18 protein-coding genes are annotated in these 19,115 nt (G+C 59.9%); 15 read left to right on the top strand and 3 right to left on the bottom strand.

The window, feature by feature from the left end; translation table 11 throughout:
• The first annotated feature begins 1 nt into the window (after nucleotide 1).
• The 9 genes from KOL70_RS05355 (at nucleotide 2) to KOL70_RS05315 (ending at nucleotide 8,780) form a co-directional block, all read left to right on the top strand.
• The gene (locus tag KOL70_RS05355) at nucleotides 2-778 is read left to right on the top strand and encodes a triose-phosphate isomerase family protein (RefSeq protein ID WP_104186624.1); all 777 of its coding nucleotides are present in this window, start codon (nucleotides 2-4) and stop codon (nucleotides 776-778) included.
• Nucleotides 775-1,593: a sugar phosphate isomerase/epimerase gene (locus KOL70_RS05350; RefSeq protein WP_104186626.1), complete on the top strand. Its 819-nt coding sequence runs from the start codon at nucleotides 775-777 to the stop codon at nucleotides 1,591-1,593. Before KOL70_RS05355 ends, KOL70_RS05350 begins: the two co-directional genes overlap by 4 nt.
• Complete coding sequence (locus KOL70_RS05345) at nucleotides 1,590-2,447, top strand: phosphogluconate dehydrogenase C-terminal domain-containing protein (RefSeq protein WP_104186627.1); 858 nt, start codon at nucleotides 1,590-1,592, stop codon at nucleotides 2,445-2,447. Before KOL70_RS05350 ends, KOL70_RS05345 begins: the two co-directional genes overlap by 4 nt.
• 108 nt (nucleotides 2,448-2,555) lie before the next feature.
• A complete protein-coding gene (locus KOL70_RS05340) occupies nucleotides 2,556-3,521 on the top strand; it encodes a sugar-binding transcriptional regulator (protein ID WP_021506007.1) in 966 nt (321 codons plus the stop codon).
• 156 nt (nucleotides 3,522-3,677) lie between these two features.
• Nucleotides 3,678-4,781 carry an ABC transporter ATP-binding protein gene (locus KOL70_RS05335; protein ID WP_104186629.1) on the top strand — a complete coding sequence of 368 codons (1,104 nt, stop codon included), beginning with the start codon at nucleotides 3,678-3,680 and terminating at the stop codon, nucleotides 4,779-4,781.
• A gap of 27 nt (nucleotides 4,782-4,808) precedes the next feature.
• On the top strand, nucleotides 4,809-6,086 hold the full coding sequence (locus KOL70_RS05330; RefSeq protein WP_104092961.1) for an ABC transporter substrate-binding protein: 1,278 nt from the start codon (nucleotides 4,809-4,811) through the stop codon (nucleotides 6,084-6,086).
• A gap of 10 nt (nucleotides 6,087-6,096) precedes the next feature.
• Nucleotides 6,097-7,008, top strand: coding sequence for a carbohydrate ABC transporter permease (locus KOL70_RS05325; RefSeq protein ID WP_058774661.1), 912 nt, complete (start codon nucleotides 6,097-6,099; stop codon nucleotides 7,006-7,008).
• Complete coding sequence (locus KOL70_RS05320; protein ID WP_021506011.1) at nucleotides 7,005-7,823, top strand: carbohydrate ABC transporter permease; 819 nt, start codon at nucleotides 7,005-7,007, stop codon at nucleotides 7,821-7,823. Before KOL70_RS05325 ends, KOL70_RS05320 begins: the two co-directional genes overlap by 4 nt.
• 12 nt (nucleotides 7,824-7,835) lie before the next feature.
• Entirely contained in the window at nucleotides 7,836-8,780 is a 945-nt protein-coding gene (locus KOL70_RS05315) for a metallophosphoesterase (RefSeq protein ID WP_021506012.1), read from the top strand.
• On the opposite strand, the gene KOL70_RS05310 is transcribed toward KOL70_RS05315, so the two are convergent.
• Complete coding sequence (locus KOL70_RS05310; protein ID WP_233209792.1) at nucleotides 8,764-9,396, bottom strand: MmcQ/YjbR family DNA-binding protein; 633 nt, start codon at nucleotides 9,394-9,396, stop codon at nucleotides 8,764-8,766. The two genes, KOL70_RS05315 and KOL70_RS05310, sit on opposite strands and share 17 nt — an antisense overlap.
• 264 nt (nucleotides 9,397-9,660) lie before the next feature.
• Between KOL70_RS05310 and rluF the strand changes: the two genes are divergently transcribed.
• The 6 genes from rluF (at nucleotide 9,661) to KOL70_RS05280 (ending at nucleotide 16,661) form a co-directional block, all read left to right on the top strand.
• Nucleotides 9,661-10,542 carry a 23S rRNA pseudouridine(2604) synthase RluF gene (gene rluF, locus KOL70_RS05305; protein ID WP_021506014.1) on the top strand — a complete coding sequence of 294 codons (882 nt, stop codon included), beginning with the start codon at nucleotides 9,661-9,663 and terminating at the stop codon, nucleotides 10,540-10,542.
• A gap of 265 nt (nucleotides 10,543-10,807) precedes the next feature.
• A complete protein-coding gene (locus KOL70_RS05300; protein WP_058774665.1) occupies nucleotides 10,808-11,794 on the top strand; it encodes a sugar ABC transporter substrate-binding protein in 987 nt (328 codons plus the stop codon).
• The gene (locus KOL70_RS05295) at nucleotides 11,784-13,307 is read left to right on the top strand and encodes a sugar ABC transporter ATP-binding protein (protein WP_215480323.1); all 1,524 of its coding nucleotides are present in this window, start codon (nucleotides 11,784-11,786) and stop codon (nucleotides 13,305-13,307) included. The genes KOL70_RS05300 and KOL70_RS05295 overlap by 11 nt, the downstream gene beginning before the upstream one ends.
• Nucleotides 13,304-14,317: an ABC transporter permease gene (locus KOL70_RS05290; protein WP_021506017.1), complete on the top strand. Its 1,014-nt coding sequence runs from the start codon at nucleotides 13,304-13,306 to the stop codon at nucleotides 14,315-14,317. Before KOL70_RS05295 ends, KOL70_RS05290 begins: the two co-directional genes overlap by 4 nt.
• Nucleotides 14,310-15,293, top strand: a complete 984-nt coding sequence (locus tag KOL70_RS05285) for an ABC transporter permease (protein ID WP_081317660.1) — start codon at nucleotides 14,310-14,312, stop codon at nucleotides 15,291-15,293. The genes KOL70_RS05290 and KOL70_RS05285 overlap by 8 nt, the downstream gene beginning before the upstream one ends.
• A gap of 3 nt (nucleotides 15,294-15,296) precedes the next feature.
• Entirely contained in the window at nucleotides 15,297-16,661 is a 1,365-nt protein-coding gene (locus tag KOL70_RS05280; protein WP_058780554.1) for an LLM class flavin-dependent oxidoreductase, read from the top strand.
• Here the strand turns inward: KOL70_RS05280 and KOL70_RS05275 are convergent.
• A complete protein-coding gene (locus tag KOL70_RS05275) occupies nucleotides 16,658-17,923 on the bottom strand; it encodes an SfnB family sulfur acquisition oxidoreductase (protein WP_215480322.1) in 1,266 nt (421 codons plus the stop codon). The two genes, KOL70_RS05280 and KOL70_RS05275, sit on opposite strands and share 4 nt — an antisense overlap.
• A gap of 150 nt (nucleotides 17,924-18,073) precedes the next feature.
• Nucleotides 18,074-19,099 (bottom strand): NADP-dependent oxidoreductase, encoded by a 1,026-nt coding sequence (locus KOL70_RS05270; protein WP_215480321.1) that lies wholly within the window; start codon nucleotides 19,097-19,099, stop codon nucleotides 18,074-18,076.
• Nucleotides 19,100-19,115: the final 16 nt, after the last annotated feature.

The raw sequence follows: 19,115 nt of genomic DNA, 5'->3' as shown, positions 1-19,115 counted from the left end.
TATGGCTCAGCCTAAAATCTGGCTTGGCGTCAGCCTGAAAATGTATTTCGGCTATCAGCAAACGCTGGCGTGGTGTCGCGAGGTTGCGACGCTGGCGCAGCATCCGGCGGTGCAGCGCGGTGATGTCGGGCTGTTTGTGCTGCCCGCTTATCCGGCCATCCCGGCGGTGCGGGAGATTTTTGCCGGCACGCCGGTGCGCGTCGGCGCGCAGGACGTGTGTCAGGCGGAAAACGGCGCCTGGACCGGTGAGGTCAGCGCCAGCATGCTGCAGGAACTGGGGTGCTCGCTGGCGGAGATCGGTCACGCTGAACGCCGTCGCCATTTTCATGAAGATAAAACGCAGATTGCCGCCAAAGTGGCGATGGCGCTGCGTTATCGCCTGACCCCGGTGCTGTGCATCGGTGAACCGCAGCAGGGCACGCCTGAGCAGGCGATTGCGCTGTGTCAGCAGCAGCTGCAGGAGGCGCTGGCGGAGGCCGCGCAACACGCGCTCAGCGGTGAGGTATTGTTTGCTTACGAACCGCAGTGGGCCATTGGTGCGCCGCAGCCGGCGCCGGACAGCTACATCCGCGCGGTGTGCAGCGGGCTACAGCAGCTGACGACGCCAGACGGCATCACGCTGCGGGTGATTTACGGCGGCAGCGCCGGGCCGGGCCTGATTCAGCGCCTCGGCGGCGACGTCAACGGCCTGTTCCTCGGCCGCTTTGCCCACGATCCGCAGGCGCTGGCGCAAATCGTGCAGGAAGCCAGTAAGCTGGCTGAGGAGCTGCCGTCATGAGCCGCATCGGACTCAGCACCTACGCGTTTTTCTGGCGCATGTCGCCCCAGGTGCCACAGCCGCTCACGCTGGCGCAGATGCTGCAGCACACCGCCGATCTCGACGTGTCAGTATTCCAGATCTGCGACTACCCGGCGATTGAGCAGTGGTCAGATGACCAGCTGCTGGCGCTGCGTCAGCAGGCGGATGCACTTGGCATCACGCTGGAGCTGGGCACGCGTGGTCTCGGCAGCGCGCACCTGCGCCGCTATCTGCACATCGCCGCTATTCTCGACGCGCGCGTGGTGCGCTCAATGTTCAACACCGCCGATCACCGGCCATCGCTGGATGAAGCGGCCAATCTGATTGCTGCCGTGCTGCCGGATTTTGCCCGCCAGCAGGTGCGGCTGTGCCTGGAAACCTACGAGCAGGTCAGCAGCGCGGCGATGATGTCGGTGATCAACCGCTTTCTCTCGCCGTGGCTGTGCGTCTGTCTCGATCCGGCCAACTGCGTCGCCGGACTGGAACTGCAGGAGCAGGTGATCGCCAATACCGCTGCGCGCGTCGGCAATCTGCACATCAAAGATTTCGCCTTTACCCGCCGTGCCGGCTGGGTCGGTTTTACCCTGGCCGGCTGTCCGATGGGCGAAGGGAAGCTGGATTATGACCGGCTGATCGCCAGCGTGCGGCCGGTCGATCGCGACATCAACCAAATCATCGAACACTGGTTGCCGTGGCAGGACGATGCCGCGCAGACCTGCGCGCGGGAAGCTGAATGGACCCGCCGCGCCGTTGAATTCCTACGCAGTAAACAAGATCAGGAGTCGTTAACATGAGCAAGGCATTGAAAACCATCACCGTGATCGGCGCAGGCGGCAAAATGGGCATGCGTATTTCCGCTAATTTGCAGCACAGCGCTTATCAGGTGTTTTACTGCGAGAATTCACCGCAGGCGCAGCAGCAGGTGATTGCACAGGGACGCGAGCTGTCGGATGCCGCGTCGGTGGTGCCACTGAGTGACGTGGTGATCCTCGCCGTGCCGGATATCGTACTGGGCAAAGTCTCGCAAAGCGTGGTGCCACAAATGCAAAGCGGTGCGGTGCTGCTGACGCTCGATCCGGCCGCGGCCTACGCCAACCTGATCGCCCAGCGTGACGGCATTGAATACGCGGTCGCGCACCCGTGCCATCCGTCGGTATTTCTGGCCCGCTACACCAAAGAGGAGCACGCCGATGCGTTTGGTGGCGTCGCTGCCGTTCAGCACGTCGCGGCAGCCTGGGAAAGCAGCAGCGCTGAACAGAAGGCAGAGCTGAGTAAGGTAATCAGCGTGATGTACGGCCCGGTTGATCAGGTGCACTGGGTCACGGTGACGCAACTGGCGTATCTGGAACCGACGCTGGTCGAAACCGTCGCCTGCATGGTCGGTGCCTTCATGAAAGAGGCGCTGGATGAAACGGTGAAACACAGCGGCGTCCCGGAAGAGGCAGCGAAGGCCATGCTGTACGGCCATATTCAGATTGCGCTGGCGGTGGCTTTCCGAGCCACCAACCCGTTCTCGGATGCCTGCATGATCGCCATGGAGTATGGTCGCGAGAAGATCATCAAACCGGACTGGAAACAGATCTTCGATCAGCAAGAGCTGGATAAGGTTATTGCCCGCATGCTGAAAATTGACGCCATTCAGCGTTAAGCGTGACAGCAGCGGCGACTCGCGGCGTTGCTGGCTGGCGAAGCGAGTCGCATCAATGATATAACTCCCTGCTGAGCACTCCGCACGACGATACAAGACAGGTAACGGATGGAAAAAAACACGCTTTCTCAGGACTCCGAGCTGCTGACGGAAATTGCCGTCGCCTACTATCAGGACGAAATCACCCAGGAGGAGATTGCGCGTAAGTTTGGGATTTCCCGTATCAAGGTGGGGCGACTGCTGAAACGCGCGCGTGAAGAGGGCATCGTCGAGATCAATGTGCGCTACCATCCGGTGTTCAGTACGCGGCTGGAACAGCAGTTGCAGACGCGCTTTCCTCATCTGCAGCGCGCGCTGATTGCCCTCGATTCGCCAGACAGCGACGAGCAGCGGCGTCAGGTGGCGGCGCTGGTGTCGGCGCATCTCGCGCAGTCGCTGAAAGACAACGCCATTGTCGCCGTGGGCCAGGGGCGCAACGTGGCGGCCGTCGCCGATTATCCCGGTCAGGTGCCGACGCGCAACTGCCTGTTTATCAGCGGCATCGGCGGCACCCATCGTCCGGGGGATGCCATCAACGCGGACCACATCAGCCGCCGGCTGGCCAAAAAGTTTGGCGGCATCAGCGAAACCCTGTACGCCCCGGCTTACGTCGAAAACCGGGCGCTGCGCGACGCCTTCATGCAAAACGGCACCATCAAAGAGACGCTCGACCGCGCGCGCAAAGCGGATGTGGCACTGGTGGGCATCGGTGACATGAACGAAAACAGCTATATGGTGAAGCTCGGCTGGTTCACACCACATGAGATCATTGATGCCAGCGTCAATCAGGGCGTGACCGGTGATGTGGCCGGCTATGATTTTTTTAATGCCCAGGGCCAGCACGTGGATACGGTGATGAACGACCGGGTAATTGGCCTGAGTATCGACGAGCTGCGTAAAATTCCCTGCGTGATTGCCATTGCCGCAGAAAACACTAAAGCCATGGCGATCCTCGGCGCGCTGCGCACCGGCGCTATCGACATCATTGCCACCACGGCGCAGAACATCCGCACCATTCTGAGCATGTCGCAGTAACGCATAAACGCCTGCCGGCACGGCCTGCGGGCGTGCCGGGTGAGGGCGGATTCTGCGCCAGGTCGCCATCCATCACCCAACCGTCACGTCAGCGCCATAAATCTTTCATCCGCCTCAGCTAGCTTACCGCCATTCTGATTTCAGGACTGCGGATGCATGAGCCATCTCTCGCTGCAACACATCACCAAAACCTGGGGCGATAAAATCGCGCTGCAGGATATCAGCTTCGACGTGGCGCAAGGCAGTTTCGTCGCACTGCTGGGGCCTTCCGGCTGCGGTAAATCGACGCTGTTGCGCACACTCGCCGGGCTGGAAACGGCCGACAGCGGCCGCATTTATTTCAATCACACCGACGTCACGCCTCTGCCACCGGCGCAGCGCAAGCTGTCGATGGTGTTTCAGTCTTACGCGCTGTTTCCTCACCTGAGCGTGCGGGAAAATCTGCTGTTTGGCCTGAAGGCGCGCGGTGAAGATAAGCAAAAGTTTGCCGCCCGGCTGGCGCAGGTCAGCGCACTGCTTGAACTGGAACCGCTGCTGGCGCGCCTGCCTTCACAGCTCTCCGGCGGGCAGCAGCAGCGCGTGGCGCTGGGCAGGGCGGTGATCGCCAACAATACGCTGTGCCTGATGGATGAGCCGTTATCCAACCTGGATGCCAAACTGCGCCAGAGCATGCGGCGCGAAATCCGCGCGCTGCAAAAGCAGCTCGGGCTGACCATGTTGTACGTCACCCACGATCAGACCGAAGCGATGAGCATGGCCGATCACATCATTCTGCTTAACGATGGCCGCATTGAGCAGCACGGCACGCCAGACCAGCTCTACAACCAGCCGGCGAGCTGTTTTGCCGCGCAGTTTATTGGCGCACCGCCAATGAATATCCTGCCACTGCACAGCAAAGGCGCGCATCACTACCTCAGCCATCTCAGCACACCGCTGCTGAGCTATGCCGGCGAAACGGCGCTGAGTCTGGGCCTGCGCGCGGAGGATATCCAGCTGGTCGCCCCGCAGCAGGCCGCGCTGAGTGCGCGGGTAGTGAGCTACGAATACATGGGCGCGGATACGCTGCTGGTATGTCGGTTGCCCGGCATCACGGAATCACTGACCGTCAAAGTGCCCGGCCTGCAGCGCTTCACGGATGACAGCCTGGTCGGCCTGCAGTGGTCCACCAGCCGGCAATACCTGTTTTCCACCACCAGCGGCCAGCGCTGTGTCGCTGCTGAACACCCGATGTTGCTCGCTGAGAAAAAATACGCTGTTTAACCGTTGTCGTTTATTCTAGGGAAAATCATGTCTGCGATCCGTTTCTCGCCTCTGGCTTGTGTCGTTATGCTGTGTGCCTCCGCGTCGGTGTTTGCTGCTGAGCCGGTGAAGTTACAGATGTACTATCCGATTGCGGTCGGCGGTAAAGTCAGCCACACCGTGGAAGCCCTGGTGGCGGATTTTGAAAAACAGCACCCTGAGATCAGCATTCAGCCGGTCTACACCGGCGATTACGCCACCACCGTGACCAAAGCGCTGACGGCGTTTCGCGGCGGTAACGCACCGCAACTGGCGGTGATGGGCGATATTGAAGCCTGGTCGCTGATGGATGCCGGTGCCATCGTCGCCGCCAGCGATTTAGCCACGGGTGAAGAGGGCAAACAGTGGATCGACAGCTTCTATCCGGCCTTTTTGCGTCGCATTGAGGGCAAAGTGTGGGGCGTGCCTTTTCAGCGCTCAACCGTGGTGATGTACTGGAACAAACAGGCATTTGAGAAAGCCGGCCTCGATCCGAATACACCGCCCGCCACCTGGCAGCAGGTGGTGGCATTCAGCAAAAAACTGACGCTGAAACAGGCCAGCGGCGTCAGCCAGTGGGGCATTGAGATCCCTTCCACGCCGAACGGTTACTGGAATTTCCAGGGGCTGGCTGCCACCAATGGCGGACGGCTGGATAACGGCAAGGGAAACGCCGTGTATTTCAACACGCCGGGCAACGTGGAAACCCTGCAGTGGCTGACCGACCTCGGCCAGAAAGAGGAAGTCTCGCCGAAAGGCGCAATCGCCTGGGGCACCACGCCGCAGGACTTTATCAGTGGTAAAACGGCCATGATGGTCACCACCACCGGCAACCTGACCAACGTGCACGACAACGCGACCTTCCCGTTTGGCGTCGCCATGCTGCCGGAGAAAACCCAGCGCGGCAGCCCGACCGGTGGCGGTAACCTGTACGTGTTCAAAAGCGCCTCACCGGCGCAGCAGCAGGCGGCGATGCGCTTCATCCGCTGGGTCACCGCACCGGAACAGGCCGCGCGCTGGAGTATCGCTACCGGCTATGTCGCCACCTCGCCGGCAGCGTGGGACACGGCGGCAATGAAAGCCTATGTGCAGCAGGTGCCTCAGGCACTGGTGGCGCGTGAGCAGCTGAAATATGCCCAGCCGGAACTCTCGACCTACAATAGCGTGCAGATTCAGGACGCGCTCAATCACGCCATTGAAGCAGCGGTGACGCAGAGCAAAACCCCGGCCCAGGCGCTGGCCGATGCGCAGAAACAGGCTGACCGCCTGCTGAAAAACTATCAGTGACGGCCGCGTGATGAGCTCATTCTCTGGCAGCGCCGCCACGCTGCGCCCGCGAGGGTGGTCACTGCAGCTCAGCGGCTATTTGCTGCTGCTGCCCGCGCTCAGCTTCCTGCTGCTGTTTACCCATTATCCGGCGCTGGCCACGCTGTGGCAGAGCCTGTTCAGCGCCGCGCGCGCTTCGCATCCGGCCCATTTTGTCGGGCTGGATAACTATCGCGCGCTGCTGGATGACGACATTTTTATGCAGTCGCTGTGGAATAACCTGCTGTATGCGCTGATCACCATTCCGCTGGCGGTGACGCTGGCGCTGCTGATGGCGCTGGCGGTCAATCGTCGGCTGCGCGGCAACGCACTGGTGCGTGCGGCCTTCTTCATTCCGTCGCTGCTGCCGATGATCGCCATCGCCAATCTGTGGCTGTTTTTCTACACGCCGCAGCTTGGCATCCTGAATAGCCTGCTGGCATGGTTTTCGCTACCGGCGGTCAACTGGCTCGGCGAGCCGGATACCACGCTGTACTGCCTGATGGCGGTTTCGGTATGGCGCGAGGCGGGCTTTTTCATGATCTTTTATCTCGCCGCCCTGCAGCAGATCGATCCGCGCCTCAGCGAAGCCGCCGCCATTGAAGGCGCATCGCGCCGTTACTTTTTCCGCCGCGTGCAGTGGCCGCTACTGCTGCCAACCACGCTGTTTGTGCTGATCAACGCCTCGATGAACGCCTTCCGCATTGTCGATCAGGTGATTGCCATGACCAACGGCGGCCCGAACAACAGCAGTAGCCTGCTGCTGTTTTATATCTATCGTACCGCATTCAGTTTCTGGGACATGCCAGCCGCGTCGGCCATGACGGTGGTGCTGCTGGTGATCCTCGGATCGATTGCGTTGATCAAATTTCATCTGCTGGACAAGCGAGCCCATTATCAATGAAAGCTGCATCCTCTCCGGGCGGTTTTGCGCTCAACCTGCTGATTTGGCTGGCCGCGCTGCTGTGGAGCTTGCCGATGCTGGTGGCGCTGTGGATTGCCATTCATCCGGCCGCCGGACAGGGGCACTTTTCGCTGCTGGCACCGCTGACGCTGGAGAACTTCATCAATGCCTGGCACGCGGCACCGTTTGCCCGCTACTTCCTCAATACCACGCTGCTGGTGCTGATGATTGTGGTGGTCCAGCTGGTGCTGGCCACGCTGGCCGCTTATGCGCTGGTGCGGTTCCGCCTGAAATTTTCCGGTTTCCTCTTCGCGCTGATTCTGCTGCAGCTGATGATCAGCCCGGATGTGCTGATTCTGAATAATTACCGCACTATTAGCGCGCTCGGGCTGCGCGATACCCTGACCGGCATTGCGCTGCCGTACTTTGCCTCGGCGTTCGCCATCTTTCTGCTGCGGCAGACGTTCAAGAGCATTCCGCTGGTACTGGAAGAGGCGGCAACCGTTGAAGGAGCCAGCCGGTTTTACATTCTGCGCCACATCTACATTCCGCTGGCAAAGCCAATCTATGTGGCATTCGCGCTGGTCTCGATCAGCTTCCACTGGAACGATTTTCTCTGGCCGCTGGTGATCACCGACTCGGTTCAGGTGCGTCCGTTAACCGTCGGGCTGCAGCTGTTTTCCGCGCCGGAGCAGGGCGTGCAGTGGGCGCTGATCGGGGCGGCAACGCTGATGACCACCTTGCCGTTGCTGCTGCTGTTTTTGCTGTTCCAGCGGCAGTTTATTCAGTCATTCATGCGTGCCGGTATTCGCTAAGGAGAGCCAGAGATGGGATATGCCCATGCGCTAACCGCAGCGCAACGCCAGCGGCTCGGTGATGTCGCTGAGCTGTATCAGTTACCGGATTTACGCGCGGCACCGCTCGACGGCACGCTGCGCTTCGGGCTGCTGGCCGATCCGCAATATGCTGACGTTGAGGCGGATGTCCCGGCGAATCTTTACTATCGTCATGCTCTGCATAAGCTGCCGCAGGCGATAAACGCGCTCAATCAGCAGCCGCTGGATTTTGTCGTTACGCTCGGCGATCTGGTGGATCGCCACTGGGCCAGCTATGCCACGCTGCTGCCGCTCTACGATCGGCTACTCCATCCGCATGCCGTGGTGCTGGGGAATCACGACGCCCAGACCATCGCGCAGCACCTCAATGACGCGCTGCCGCTGCCAAAAAGTTACTATGCCTTTCAGCTGCCGGGCTGGCGCTTTATTGTCTACGACGGCAACGATATCAGCCTGTACTGCAATCAACACAACGGCGACGATCGCCAGCGCGCGGCCGCACTGCTGGCTGATTTACAGGCGCGCCAGCAACCGCAGGCGCAGCCGTGGAATGGCGCGGTCGGTGCGACGCAGCTGGCATGGCTGGAAACGCAGCTTATCGAGGCCCGCACCTGCGGCCAGCAGGTGGTGGTGTTCGGCCATTATCCGCTGGCACCGGGCTACAGCCACAGTCTGCTCAACGGTTCGCAGCTGGCAGCGCTGTTCTGCCGCTATGGCGTGCGCGCCTGTTTTGCCGGCCACGATCATCGCGGCGGCTATCATCGGCGCGCGGATACCGTGTTTATAACCCTGCAGGGGATGCTTGATGGCCCGTCGCGCGTGCCCTTTGCGGTGGTGGAACTGACGGGCGAGACGTTGCGGCTGCGGGGATGGGGCGGCGAAATCAGCCGCGAAGAGGTATACGGTGCCGCGCCGATGGCTAGCCGGCCAGGTTAAAACTGTTGTCAATGCGCAACAAAATCTCGGCCGTCGGGACTGATCCATCCAGACACAGGGAAACCCAATGCTTTTTGTTCATATGGTAGCCCGGGAAATAAACCTCGCCATCGACCAGCGAAGCGATGGCCTGCGGCGAGACTTTAATATTGACGATTTCAATCAGGCTATCATCCGGTCGGCCCAGCTTGCTGCTGTGAATCGTCAACAGCGCGCCGAACCACTTTTGATTATCTTTGCGGCGAAAGATGGCGTTTTCAGGAAAGCGCGGCCATAAGAATTCCAGCTCACTCTGATATTGCTGTTTTAAGTGCTGAACAATCGCATCGGCCTGCGCTGTTTTGAAATGCTTCTGCGGGAAACATTTTTCTGCGATATCCAGCAAGATAGCGTCATGTTCTTCACGAATCTGTCCCACAAAGGCACCGGTGGCAGAAGTAATACGGTGAAGAATGTAATCTTCTCCTGTGACTTTATCGATAATGGTGGCGGCAATGTCACCCTGGGTGGTGATGTTTACCTGCAGGGTAAACTGCTTATTCATCACATCACAGCGGTAGCCGTAATCCGGCCCATCCTTGCGGAAACCGTAAGCCAGCAGCTTTTTCACATTCATTTCCCGGCTGACGAAAAGATGATTTACGTTGTACATTTTCATGCCTGGTTAACGGAGAGGTGTTCACAATTCCCGGAGTTTGCTCAGGGGCGTGCGGGCTATTTTAACCGACAGGAGGGATTTGTATGTGCCATAAATCGCTATGACACCCGGCACCGCTTTTTCGCCATATCACACCGCCAAGAACAACCGCCACCGGACGCTTAACCCAGCCTTACGCAACGCGCGCACATGCTGTATAGTCCGTTTTTTTTCGGAGGAACCATGCTGCCCAACTCATCCACGCGCCTGAATAAATACATCAGCGAGAGCGGAATCTGCTCGCGCCGTGACGCCGATCGTTACATCGAACAAGGCAACGTTTTCATTAACGGCAAACGCGCCAGCGTCGGTGCGCAGGTGTTCGCCGGGGATGAGGTCAAAGTCAACGGGCGGCTGATTGAACCGCGCAACGAAGACGATCTGGTATTAATCGCCCTCAACAAGCCGGTGGGCATTGTCACCACCATGGAAGAGGGCGAGCGTGACAACATTGGTGACTTCGTCAACCACAGCAAGCGCGTGTTCCCGATTGGCCGGCTGGATAAAGACTCGCAGGGGCTGATTTTCCTCACCAATCACGGCGATCTGGTGAATAAAATCCTGCGCGCCGGTAACAATCACGAAAAGGAGTACGTGGTCACGGTGGATAAGCCGATCACCGACGAGTTTATTGCCGGTATGGCGGCGGGCGTACCGATGCTCGGCACAGTGACGAAAAAATGCAAAGTGAAGCGGGAGTCGACCTTTGTATTTCGTATTATCCTGGTGCAGGGACTGAACCGGCAGATTCGCCGCATGGCCAAACACTTTGGCTATGAAGTGACGAAGCTGGAGCGCACGCGGATCATGAACGTGAGCCTGAAAGGTATCCCGCTCGGTGAGTGGCGCGATCTGACGGACGATGAACTGATCGACCTGTTTAAGCTGATTGAGGATTCGTCGTCAGAAGATCAAAAAACGCAGCAGGCACAGGCGAAGAAGAAAGCGGCGACGCCCGCCGCGAAAAAACCGGCCGTCAGCGCACCGAAACAGAGTGACAAAGCGGGTCAGGGCGCGAACCGCAAGCGCTTTACTCAGCCGGGACGCAAGAAAAAAGGGCGTTAAAATCACACCCGCGGCGCCCGCGACCATCACGTATCTTTAGCGCCGCACGTCTTCATTCCAGCCACGTTTTTATTATTTATAACCGGGCGTCAGAATATCTGCGCCCGGTCATGCTTTTTCACGCAATCAATATGCAAATCCGCTGCATATCCAAAGGAGAAAATGGCATTAGGGATAAATAGTGACTGTGATAATTTTCAGCTATACGCCGGATAGCAGGCGTCACTCACCTTATTTAGCTGAACCTTTTCCAGGGATATAAACAATGCATAAACACCGCCTGGCCGGACTATTACTGGCCTCTGCATCGCTGCTCGCCGGCTTGTCGCTGCACGCTCGCGCCGCTGACGCATCTATTCCCTCACTGGCCGGTAAACGTATCGGTATTACCGTGGCCGGTACCGATCACTACTGGGATCTGAAAGCCTATCAGGGACAAATTGATGAAGTAAAGCGGCTGGGTGGCACGCCTATCGCCCTGGATGGCGGACGCAAAGAGTCACAGCAGATCGCGCAAATTCAAACGCTGATTGCACAAAAACCGGATGCCATTATTGAAACGCTGGGCACCGCCTCAGTGCTGGAACCCTGGCTGAAAAAAATTCGCGACGCCGGCATTCCCTTATTTACCGTGGATACCGCCAGCCCATCCAGTATTAACGTCACGACCTCCGATAACTTTTATATTGGCGAGCAGCTGGCATTAAAACTGGTCAATGATCTGCGCGGCGAAGGCAATATTCTGGTGTTTAATGGTTTTTATGGCGTGCCGGTGGTGGCGATGCGCTATGACCAGTTAAAAGCCGTGCTGAAATGGTATCCGAAAATTAAAATCATTCAGCCCGAACTGCGCGACGTCATTCCCAATACCGTGCAGGATGCCTATGCGCAGATTAGTCAGCTGCTTAACAAGTATCCGCAAGGGTCAGTACAGGCTATCTGGGCGGCATGGGACGTACCGCAGATTGGTGCCACTCAGGCGGTTGATGCTGCCGGTCGCAGTGAAATCAAAACTTACGCCGTGGACGGCAGCCCGGACGTGGTCTCGCTGGTGAAAGATCCGAAATCCAGCGCGGCGGCGGTGGTGGCGCAGCAACCCTATCTGATCGGACAAACTGCGGTACAAAATGTGGCGAAATACCTTGCCGGCGATCGTTCACTTCCGCCTGCCACCTATGTTCCGGCCATTCTGGTCACCAAAGAGAATGCGGCGCAGGCGCAGCAAACGCTGGGCCAGAGCGATGATAAATAAGACAGTGCGACTGCAACTGCGCCAGATCAGTAAAGCCTTTGACGGCATTCCCGCGCTGCAAGCGGTATCGCTTGATGTCCACGCCGGCGAAGTGCATGGGCTGATTGGGCATAACGGAGCCGGAAAATCGACGCTGATCAAAGTGCTGGGCGGCATCCACGCTGCCGATGAGGGCAGCGTGACGCTGGAAGGCCGGCCACTGGTGTTGACCAGTCCGGCTCAGGCACAACAGCAGGGCATCGCCATTGTTCATCAGGAGCGGCTATTGCCCGGCACGCTGACGGTGGCGGAAGCGCTGCTGCTCGGTAATGAGCCACGGATTGGCAGCACACCGTTTATCGATCGCCGGCGTATGCGGCAGCAGGCGCGGCAGCTACTGCAACAGCACTTCGATCTGCAGATCGATCCCGATGCGCTGATCGCCGGGTTAAGTGTGGCGGAACAGCAACTGGTGCAGATCTGTCGCGTATTACAGCGCGCGCCGCGCGTGGTGGTACTGGATGAACCGACCGCCGCGCTGGCGCGCCACGAGGTGCAGGCGCTGTTTCGCGTTATTGAACGTATGCGTCAGCAGGGGATCGCACTGATCTACGTTTCTCACTATCTCGATGAAATCCAGGCGCTGTGCCAGCGGGTTACGGTGCTGCGCGATGGTAAAGACGTCGCGCATTTTACCGGCGACGCCCTTTCTCCGCAGGCGCTGATTAATGCCATGATCGGTGAGACGCAGCAGGCGATTGCACCGCGCGGTCTGCCACCTGACGGCGAGCCGGTGCTGACCGTAGACGCCCTGAGCGCGCTGGGTCGCTTTCACAATGTTTGTTTCAGCGCACGACGTGGCGAGATCGTTGGCATTACCGGCCTGCTGGGCTCCGGAGGGAAGGCGTTAATCAGCGCACTGTTTGGTCTGGAACGTGGCGTGAGCGGGACGCTGCGCGTAGGTGAGACGCACGGCGTACCGGCTTCGCCACATGCCGCGGTGAAACGTGGCATCGCGCTGGTGCCGGAAGATCGCCGCGCCAACGGCATCGCGCTCGATGTGAGCCTGCGCGACAACATCACCCTGACGACCGTGCAGCGCCTGCTGCGCTGGGGCGGCGTCTCCGCAACCGCCGAGACCGTGCTAGTGGCGGACAACATCCGCCAGCTGGCGATCCGCACACCGGGCCAGCTGGCACCGCTGCGTCAGCTGTCCGGCGGAAATCAGCAAAAAGCGGTGCTGGCGAAATGGCTCAACACCCACGCCACGCTCTATCTGCTGGATGAGCCCACGGTTGGCGTCGACATTGCCGCCAAGGCCGCCATTTATCAAACCCTGCAGCAGCTGGCGGCCGCCGGGGCGGTGATTATCCTGTTTTCCACCGATCTGCTGGAACTGCAAACGCTCGCCGACCGCATTATTGTGCTGGCGCGCGGCGAGCAGGTCGCCACGCTGTCCGCCCGGCACACCAGTCATCAGGAGATTCTGTCCCTGGCTTCCGGCACGGGCGCATTGACGGAGCAAATCCTATGAGTGAACTGAGCCAACCGGCGGTGGTGACGGCGGCAGGCAAACCGCAGGGGCAGCCGTGGCTGCAGCACGTCGCGCTGCTGATTATTGTACTGGTGCTGGCGGTATTTGCCTGGCTGTCGCCTATTTTCCTCAGCGTGATCAACCTTGGTAACGTATTGCAGCAAACGGCGGTGGTGGGAACGCTGGCGCTGGGTCTGACGCTGGTGCTAAGCGGTGGCGGTGTTCAGGGGATTAGCGGCGGCATTGATTTATCCATTGCCGCTAATATGGGGTTGTGTGCCGCGGTATTCGCGGCGCAGATTGCTGAGCAACACTCTGTCACTTATGCGCTGCTGCTCACGCTGCTCACCGGCATCGCCGTGGGGATATTCAATGCCCTGGCGATTGTCTGGCTTGGTATTTTGCCCCTGCTGGCGACGCTGACCAGCATGAACATCGCCATGGGACTGGAGATGGTACTGAGCGGAAACGCGTCGATTTCAGCCAGCAGCGCGCTGCAAAACCTGCTGATAGCCAGCGGACCACTGGGCGTTTCCTGGCTCGGCTGGGGATTTCTGCTGCTGGCGTTGAGTGCACTCGCGCTCAGTCGTTTCACCGCGTTTGGCCTGCGCCTGCAGGCGGTGGGTAGCCATCCGCAGGCCGCCAACGCGGCGGGCATTAGCGTGGCGCGCTATCAAAGTCTGAGTTATGTGCTGTGCGGCTTCAGCGCTGCACTGGCAGCCATTGCCTCGGTGGCGCTGCTCAGCGGCAGTTCGCCGGGCGCTAACGACAATCTGCTGATGGTGATTGCCGCCGCGCTGCTCGGCGTGGTGTTTTCGCGTCGCCTGGTGCCGACCCTGGGCGGTGCACTGATCAGCGCGCTGTTTCTGAGTCTGATAGCCAACGGCTTTCAGTTGGTTAACGTCTCAAGTTACTGGATTAACGGCGTCGAGGGTGTGCTCATCCTGCTGGTTGTGGCGCTGACCGCGCTACTGCGGCGCCGTCAGGCGGGGAGGGCATCTCATGTCTGAACTGAGCCTGAGCGGTAAAAAAGTGCCGGGGCTGTTGCGCAGCCTGATGGTGCTGACCTTTGTTGCGCTGCTGCTGTTTTTCATCATCGCCGCGCCCGCGTTTGCCACTGTCGCCAACATTCGTAGCGTGCTGCTGAATAATGTCGCACCGCTGGCGATTGTGGCGCTGGCCATGACGCTGGTCACGCGTATCGGCGCGATCGATCTGTCCGTCGGTACGGCGATTGATGTCGCCTGCCTGGTGCTGGTGACGCTGGTACTGCATCAGGTCGCGCTGCCGCTGGCGCTGTTGGGTGCGCTGACGGCGGCACTGCTGGTAGGCGTGTTCAACGCTTTTCTGGTGACACAACTCGGCGTTGAGCCGTTTCTCGCCACGCTTGGCACGCTGTTTATTGGTCAGAGCGTACAGCAACTGTCGTCCAACGGTGGGCAGCCGGTCTATCTGCTAAGCCAGACGCTGCCGGCGGGTTTTACCGCTATTGGTCACGGCACGCTACTTGGCGTTCCACTACCGCTCTGGCTGTTGCTGGGCGTGGTGCTGGTGCTGTATCAACTGTTGCACCGCAGCGCCAGCGGTCGCGCACTGCGCATGATGGGTGAACAGCTCAGCGTAGCGCATCATTCTGGCGTGGCGGTCAAACGTCTCACCGCGCTGGCATTCATATTCAGTGCACTGGTCGCCGGCATCGTCGGGTTAATTCTCGCCGCCAATGTCAAAGCCTGGGTACCGTTATCGGGCAATGCCTATCTGCTGAATGCCATCGGTGCCAGCTTTATTGGCGCGACCTTCGCGCCTTCGCGCCGCCCGAATGTGCCGGGTACGCTGCTGGGGGTCGTGCTGCTGAGTTTCATCGCCAACGGACTGTTGCTGGTCGGCTGGAACTTTTACTGGCAGCAGGTGGCAACCGGCGCCCTGATCTTTGTGGTACTGGCCGTGGGTGCACTGCGTGCGCGTCGCCCTGTCCGAGGAGGGTAACGGATGCCTTCACCGTTTTTGCTGTTTGCGTTCATGATGAATGTCCCTGGTCATCTCTCTGCCGGATTGTGGCGACATCCCCAGGATCAGGCGCACCGCTATACCGAGCTGGATTACTGGACGACCCTCGCGCGGCAGCTTGATACAGCAGGTTTTGATGCGCTGTTTATTGCTGATGCGCTGGGACAACTGGATGTGTGGCAGGGCAAGCCGGACGCGGCGTTGCGCCTGGCCGCTCAGATGCCGGTGAACGATCCGCTGCTGCTGGTCTCCGCCATGGCGGCCGTCACGCAGCACCTCGGTTTCGGTATTACGGTCTCTGCCACCTACGAACATCCTTATTTGCTGGCGCGCAAGTTCACGACGCTTGATCATCTCACCCGCGGGCGTATCGCCTGGAACGTGGTGACTTCCATGCTTGATTCCGCGGCGCGCAATCTGGGTTTGACCCGGCAGCTGCCGCATGATGAGCGTTACGATCGCGCACAGGAGTTTCTGGATGTGACCGCGAAGCTGTGGGAAGGCTCATGGGAGGAAGATGCGGTTAGCCGCGATAAAGCCAACAGCCTGTATAGCGATCCGCAAAAAGTGCACGCTATTCAGCATTATGGTCGCTGGTATCAGGTGCCGGATGCACATCTCAGTGAGCCCAGCCCACAGCGCACCCCGGTGCTGTTTCAGGCTGGCACTTCGGCACGCGGTGCGCAGTTTGCTGCCCGTAACGCAGAAGTCATTTTCCTCGGTGGCGTCACCGCGCAGGCGATTGCCAGCGATATTCAGCGCATTCGTCAGCTGGCCGTGGCAGAAGGGCGCGATCCGGCGTCGCTGCGTTTTGTCACAGCCATCACGGTGATCACGGCCGAGGATGATGATGCCGCCCGGGCCAAACTTGAGGATTATCAGCAATACATCAGTGAAGAGGCTTCGCTGGCGCTTTTCTCGGCGTGGACCGGTATCGACTGGTCGCAGGAGGATCCGGACATGCCGCTGGCCTTTCGCGAAACCGACGCCTGCCGTTCGGCGCTGGCCAGCCTGACGCGAATTGACGATCAAAAACGCTGGACGCTGCGTGAGGCAGCCCGCTACATCGGTATCGGTGGTCTGCATCCGTTGCTGGTGGGCGGCGGCGAAACCATTGCCGATCGGCTGGATCAGTTTGCGGCAGAATCGGGCGTGGACGGCTTTAATCTGGGCTGGGCTATCAGCCCGGGCAGCTTCAACGATTTCATTGCCTGGGTCATGCCGGTACTGCGCCAGCGCGGGCGGGTGCGTCCTCAGCCAGCACAGCCGTTAACCTTGCGTGAACGTCTGACGGGTCAGCCGCGCCTGGCAGCTGACCATCCGGCAACGCGCTTCCGCCGCCCTTAGCTCCACGCATGGCGCGGCGGCGGCGTGCCGTTGAGATAATAATTACCCACGTGGTAATACTTCCAGCGCACCGGATCGTGCAGCGTATGGGTGCGCGCGTTGCGCCAGTGGCGGTCCAGATTAAACTCCTGCAGCGTGGCGCGGGTGCCAGCCAGCTCAAATAGTTTGTTACCGGCAAGCAGAGCGATCTCCGTCGTCAGCACTTTGGCCTCGGCGGTGGCCACGGTCGCGCGTGCCACGCTGGTTTCATCGGGCTGCGCCAGCGCGGCGTCAATCGCTGTTCCGGCCTGCCACAGCAGCGCTTCGGCAGCGTGCAGGCGGATTTTCAAATCACCGACTGCCGCCAGCGTGAAGTGGTCATCGGCAGCGCGCGCCTGGCCACTGTCAATCCACGGCCGCGAGCGTTCGCGAACAAATTGCAGGGTGTCTTCAATGGTGCCGCGCGCAATACCGACATCCACCGCCGCCTGAATGATCTGTGAAATCGGCCCGGCAGCGGTTGGCCGCTCAAACGCCTGCCAGGTAGGAATAACGCGCGACAGCGGGGCGCGGACATTCTCCAGCAGTACGGTACCGGAAGCCGTCGTGCGCTGACCAAAGGCCGACCAGTTATTAATGACGCTGATGCCCGGCGTGTCGCGATCGAGCACAATCAGATGCGCCCGGTCCTGCTCGTCCAGCGCCACGGCATGGATTCGATGCGCCAGCAGCGCGCCAGTGGCATAAAATTTTTCCCCGTTAATCACCACCTCATCACCGTCACGCCGAAAGCGCGTCTGAAAATCGGCGACCGTGCGGCCATGCTTCTCCGAAAAGGCGTTACCCCAGCGCAGCCCGGCCAGTACCTCGCTCAGCAGTACCTGTTTTTGTGCTTCGCTACCGTCTTCCAGCAGATGGGCCACACCGGCCAGATGGTTTTGCGGCAGCTGACCGAGCGCCGGATCGGCAGCTGAAATGATGGCGATCACCCTGGCCACGGTGGTCCACGACACGCCCGCTCCGCCCCAGGCTTTGGGGATGGCCATTGCCCACAGGCCGCTTTGCGAGAACGCATCCAGCTCTTTGAGGGGCAGAATGCCCTCACGATCGCGCAGTGCCGCCTCGCGCGCGAAGCTGGCCGCCAGCTGATGGGCTACGGCGATAGCTTCCGCATCGTCGCGAATGATATGCGCGGCGCCAGCCGGTAATGGCACCGGTGCTTCCGTCTGTTGCGTATTGACTTTACGCGGCAGCGCCGCGGAGTCGGCTAAGGTCAGCGACATAATGACTTCTCCGGTAGAAGAGGATAGAGGAGGGCATCATCGCATGCGCACGCGGAGGGCTTATATCTCAATAGCGGTTAAGCAAAGCGCAAAAAAGCCTTAGTGCTCGCACACTAAGGCCGGATTTACAGTCGGGGGGAGAACCGCTGGCTACGCCACTTTCACCACGGTTTTGCCGAAGTTTTTGCCTTTCAGCATGTCAATAAACGCCTGCGGCGCATGCTCCAGCCCTTCTACCATGTGTTCGCGGTACAACACTTTTTGTTGCTCGACCAGCGGCGTCATCGCCTGCAGGAATTCCGGATAGCGATCGCCATAATCCTGGAAGATGATGAAGCCCTGCATACGGATGCGGCGTTTCAGAATCCCGCCCATGATCAGCGGCGTGCGATCGGGGCCGGGCGGCAGTTCACGACTGCTGTAGCCCGACACCAGGCCACACACCGGCACGCGCGCGGCGGTGTTGAGCAGCGGGAAGACGGCATCGAATACTTTGCCGCCGACGTTTTCAAAATAGATGTCGATACCGTCCGGGCAGGCGGCCGCCAGCTGTTCTGCGAAATCGTCACGATGATGATCGATACAGGCGGAAAAACCGAGGGTGTCAATCGCGTAGCGGCACTTCTCCTCACCGCCGGCCACGCCGACGACGCGGCAGCCATTCAGCTTACCGAGCTGACCGACCGTGGCACCCACCGGTCCGGTGGCGGCGGCGACAACCAGCGTTTCACCGGCTTTGGGCTGACCGATATCCATCAGGCCCATGTAGGCGGTAAAGCCCGGCATACCCAGAATGCCCAGCGCCCAGGATGGATGGGGCAGATGACCGATTTTAGTCACGCCAGTGCCATCGGACAGGGCATAGCTCTGCCAGCCGCTGGCCGCCAGCACCCAGTCGCCGGCGCTGAAATCCGGATGCTGCGATTCCGCCACCTGGCATACGGTGCCGCCGACCATCGGCTGGTCGAGTTGCGCCGGCGGCGCGTAGGATTTGCTGTCATCCATGCGGCCACGCATATACGGGTCGAGCGACAGATAGTGGGTGCGCAGCAGCATCTGTCCCGCCTGCACCTGCGGCAGCGGTTGTTCGACAAAGCGGAAGTTCTCTTTCACCGGCTCGCCGTCCGGGCGTGACGCCAGCAGCCAGGCGTGATTGATTGAAGCGTGTTGAGTCATAGCATTTCCTTGTTTC

The organism is Pantoea sp. B270, from assembly GCF_018726825.1.
GTDB classification, from domain to species: Bacteria; Pseudomonadota; Gammaproteobacteria; order Enterobacterales; family Enterobacteriaceae; genus Pantoea; species Pantoea dispersa.
The sequence above is the reverse complement of the archived record's forward strand: the minus strand, read 5'-3'. Positions and strand labels throughout refer to the sequence as shown.

What these genes read in the sequence shown, in the direction of transcription:
- KOL70_RS05355 (WP_104186624.1), top strand. Translation starts at nt 2, where the DNA reads ATGGCTCAGCCTAAAATCTGGCTTGGCGTCAGCCTGAAAATGTATTTC.
- KOL70_RS05350 (WP_104186626.1), top strand. Translation starts at nt 775, where the DNA reads ATGAGCCGCATCGGACTCAGCACCTACGCGTTTTTCTGGCGCATGTCG.
- KOL70_RS05345 (WP_104186627.1), top strand. Translation starts at nt 1,590, where the DNA reads ATGAGCAAGGCATTGAAAACCATCACCGTGATCGGCGCAGGCGGCAAA.
- KOL70_RS05340 (WP_021506007.1), top strand. Translation starts at nt 2,556, where the DNA reads ATGGAAAAAAACACGCTTTCTCAGGACTCCGAGCTGCTGACGGAAATT.
- KOL70_RS05335 (WP_104186629.1), top strand. Translation starts at nt 3,678, where the DNA reads ATGAGCCATCTCTCGCTGCAACACATCACCAAAACCTGGGGCGATAAA.
- KOL70_RS05330 (WP_104092961.1), top strand. Translation starts at nt 4,809, where the DNA reads ATGTCTGCGATCCGTTTCTCGCCTCTGGCTTGTGTCGTTATGCTGTGT.
- KOL70_RS05325 (WP_058774661.1), top strand. Translation starts at nt 6,097, where the DNA reads ATGAGCTCATTCTCTGGCAGCGCCGCCACGCTGCGCCCGCGAGGGTGG.
- KOL70_RS05320 (WP_021506011.1), top strand. Translation starts at nt 7,005, where the DNA reads ATGAAAGCTGCATCCTCTCCGGGCGGTTTTGCGCTCAACCTGCTGATT.
- KOL70_RS05315 (WP_021506012.1), top strand. Translation starts at nt 7,836, where the DNA reads ATGGGATATGCCCATGCGCTAACCGCAGCGCAACGCCAGCGGCTCGGT.
- KOL70_RS05310 (WP_233209792.1), bottom strand. Translation starts at nt 9,396, where the DNA reads ATGAATGTGAAAAAGCTGCTGGCTTACGGTTTCCGCAAGGATGGGCCG.
- rluF (WP_021506014.1), top strand. Translation starts at nt 9,661, where the DNA reads ATGCTGCCCAACTCATCCACGCGCCTGAATAAATACATCAGCGAGAGC.
- KOL70_RS05300 (WP_058774665.1), top strand. Translation starts at nt 10,808, where the DNA reads ATGCATAAACACCGCCTGGCCGGACTATTACTGGCCTCTGCATCGCTG.
- KOL70_RS05295 (WP_215480323.1), top strand. Translation starts at nt 11,784, where the DNA reads ATGATAAATAAGACAGTGCGACTGCAACTGCGCCAGATCAGTAAAGCC.
- KOL70_RS05290 (WP_021506017.1), top strand. Translation starts at nt 13,304, where the DNA reads ATGAGTGAACTGAGCCAACCGGCGGTGGTGACGGCGGCAGGCAAACCG.
- KOL70_RS05285 (WP_081317660.1), top strand. Translation starts at nt 14,310, where the DNA reads ATGTCTGAACTGAGCCTGAGCGGTAAAAAAGTGCCGGGGCTGTTGCGC.
- KOL70_RS05280 (WP_058780554.1), top strand. Translation starts at nt 15,297, where the DNA reads ATGCCTTCACCGTTTTTGCTGTTTGCGTTCATGATGAATGTCCCTGGT.
- KOL70_RS05275 (WP_215480322.1), bottom strand. Translation starts at nt 17,923, where the DNA reads ATGTCGCTGACCTTAGCCGACTCCGCGGCGCTGCCGCGTAAAGTCAAT.
- KOL70_RS05270 (WP_215480321.1), bottom strand. Translation starts at nt 19,099, where the DNA reads ATGACTCAACACGCTTCAATCAATCACGCCTGGCTGCTGGCGTCACGC.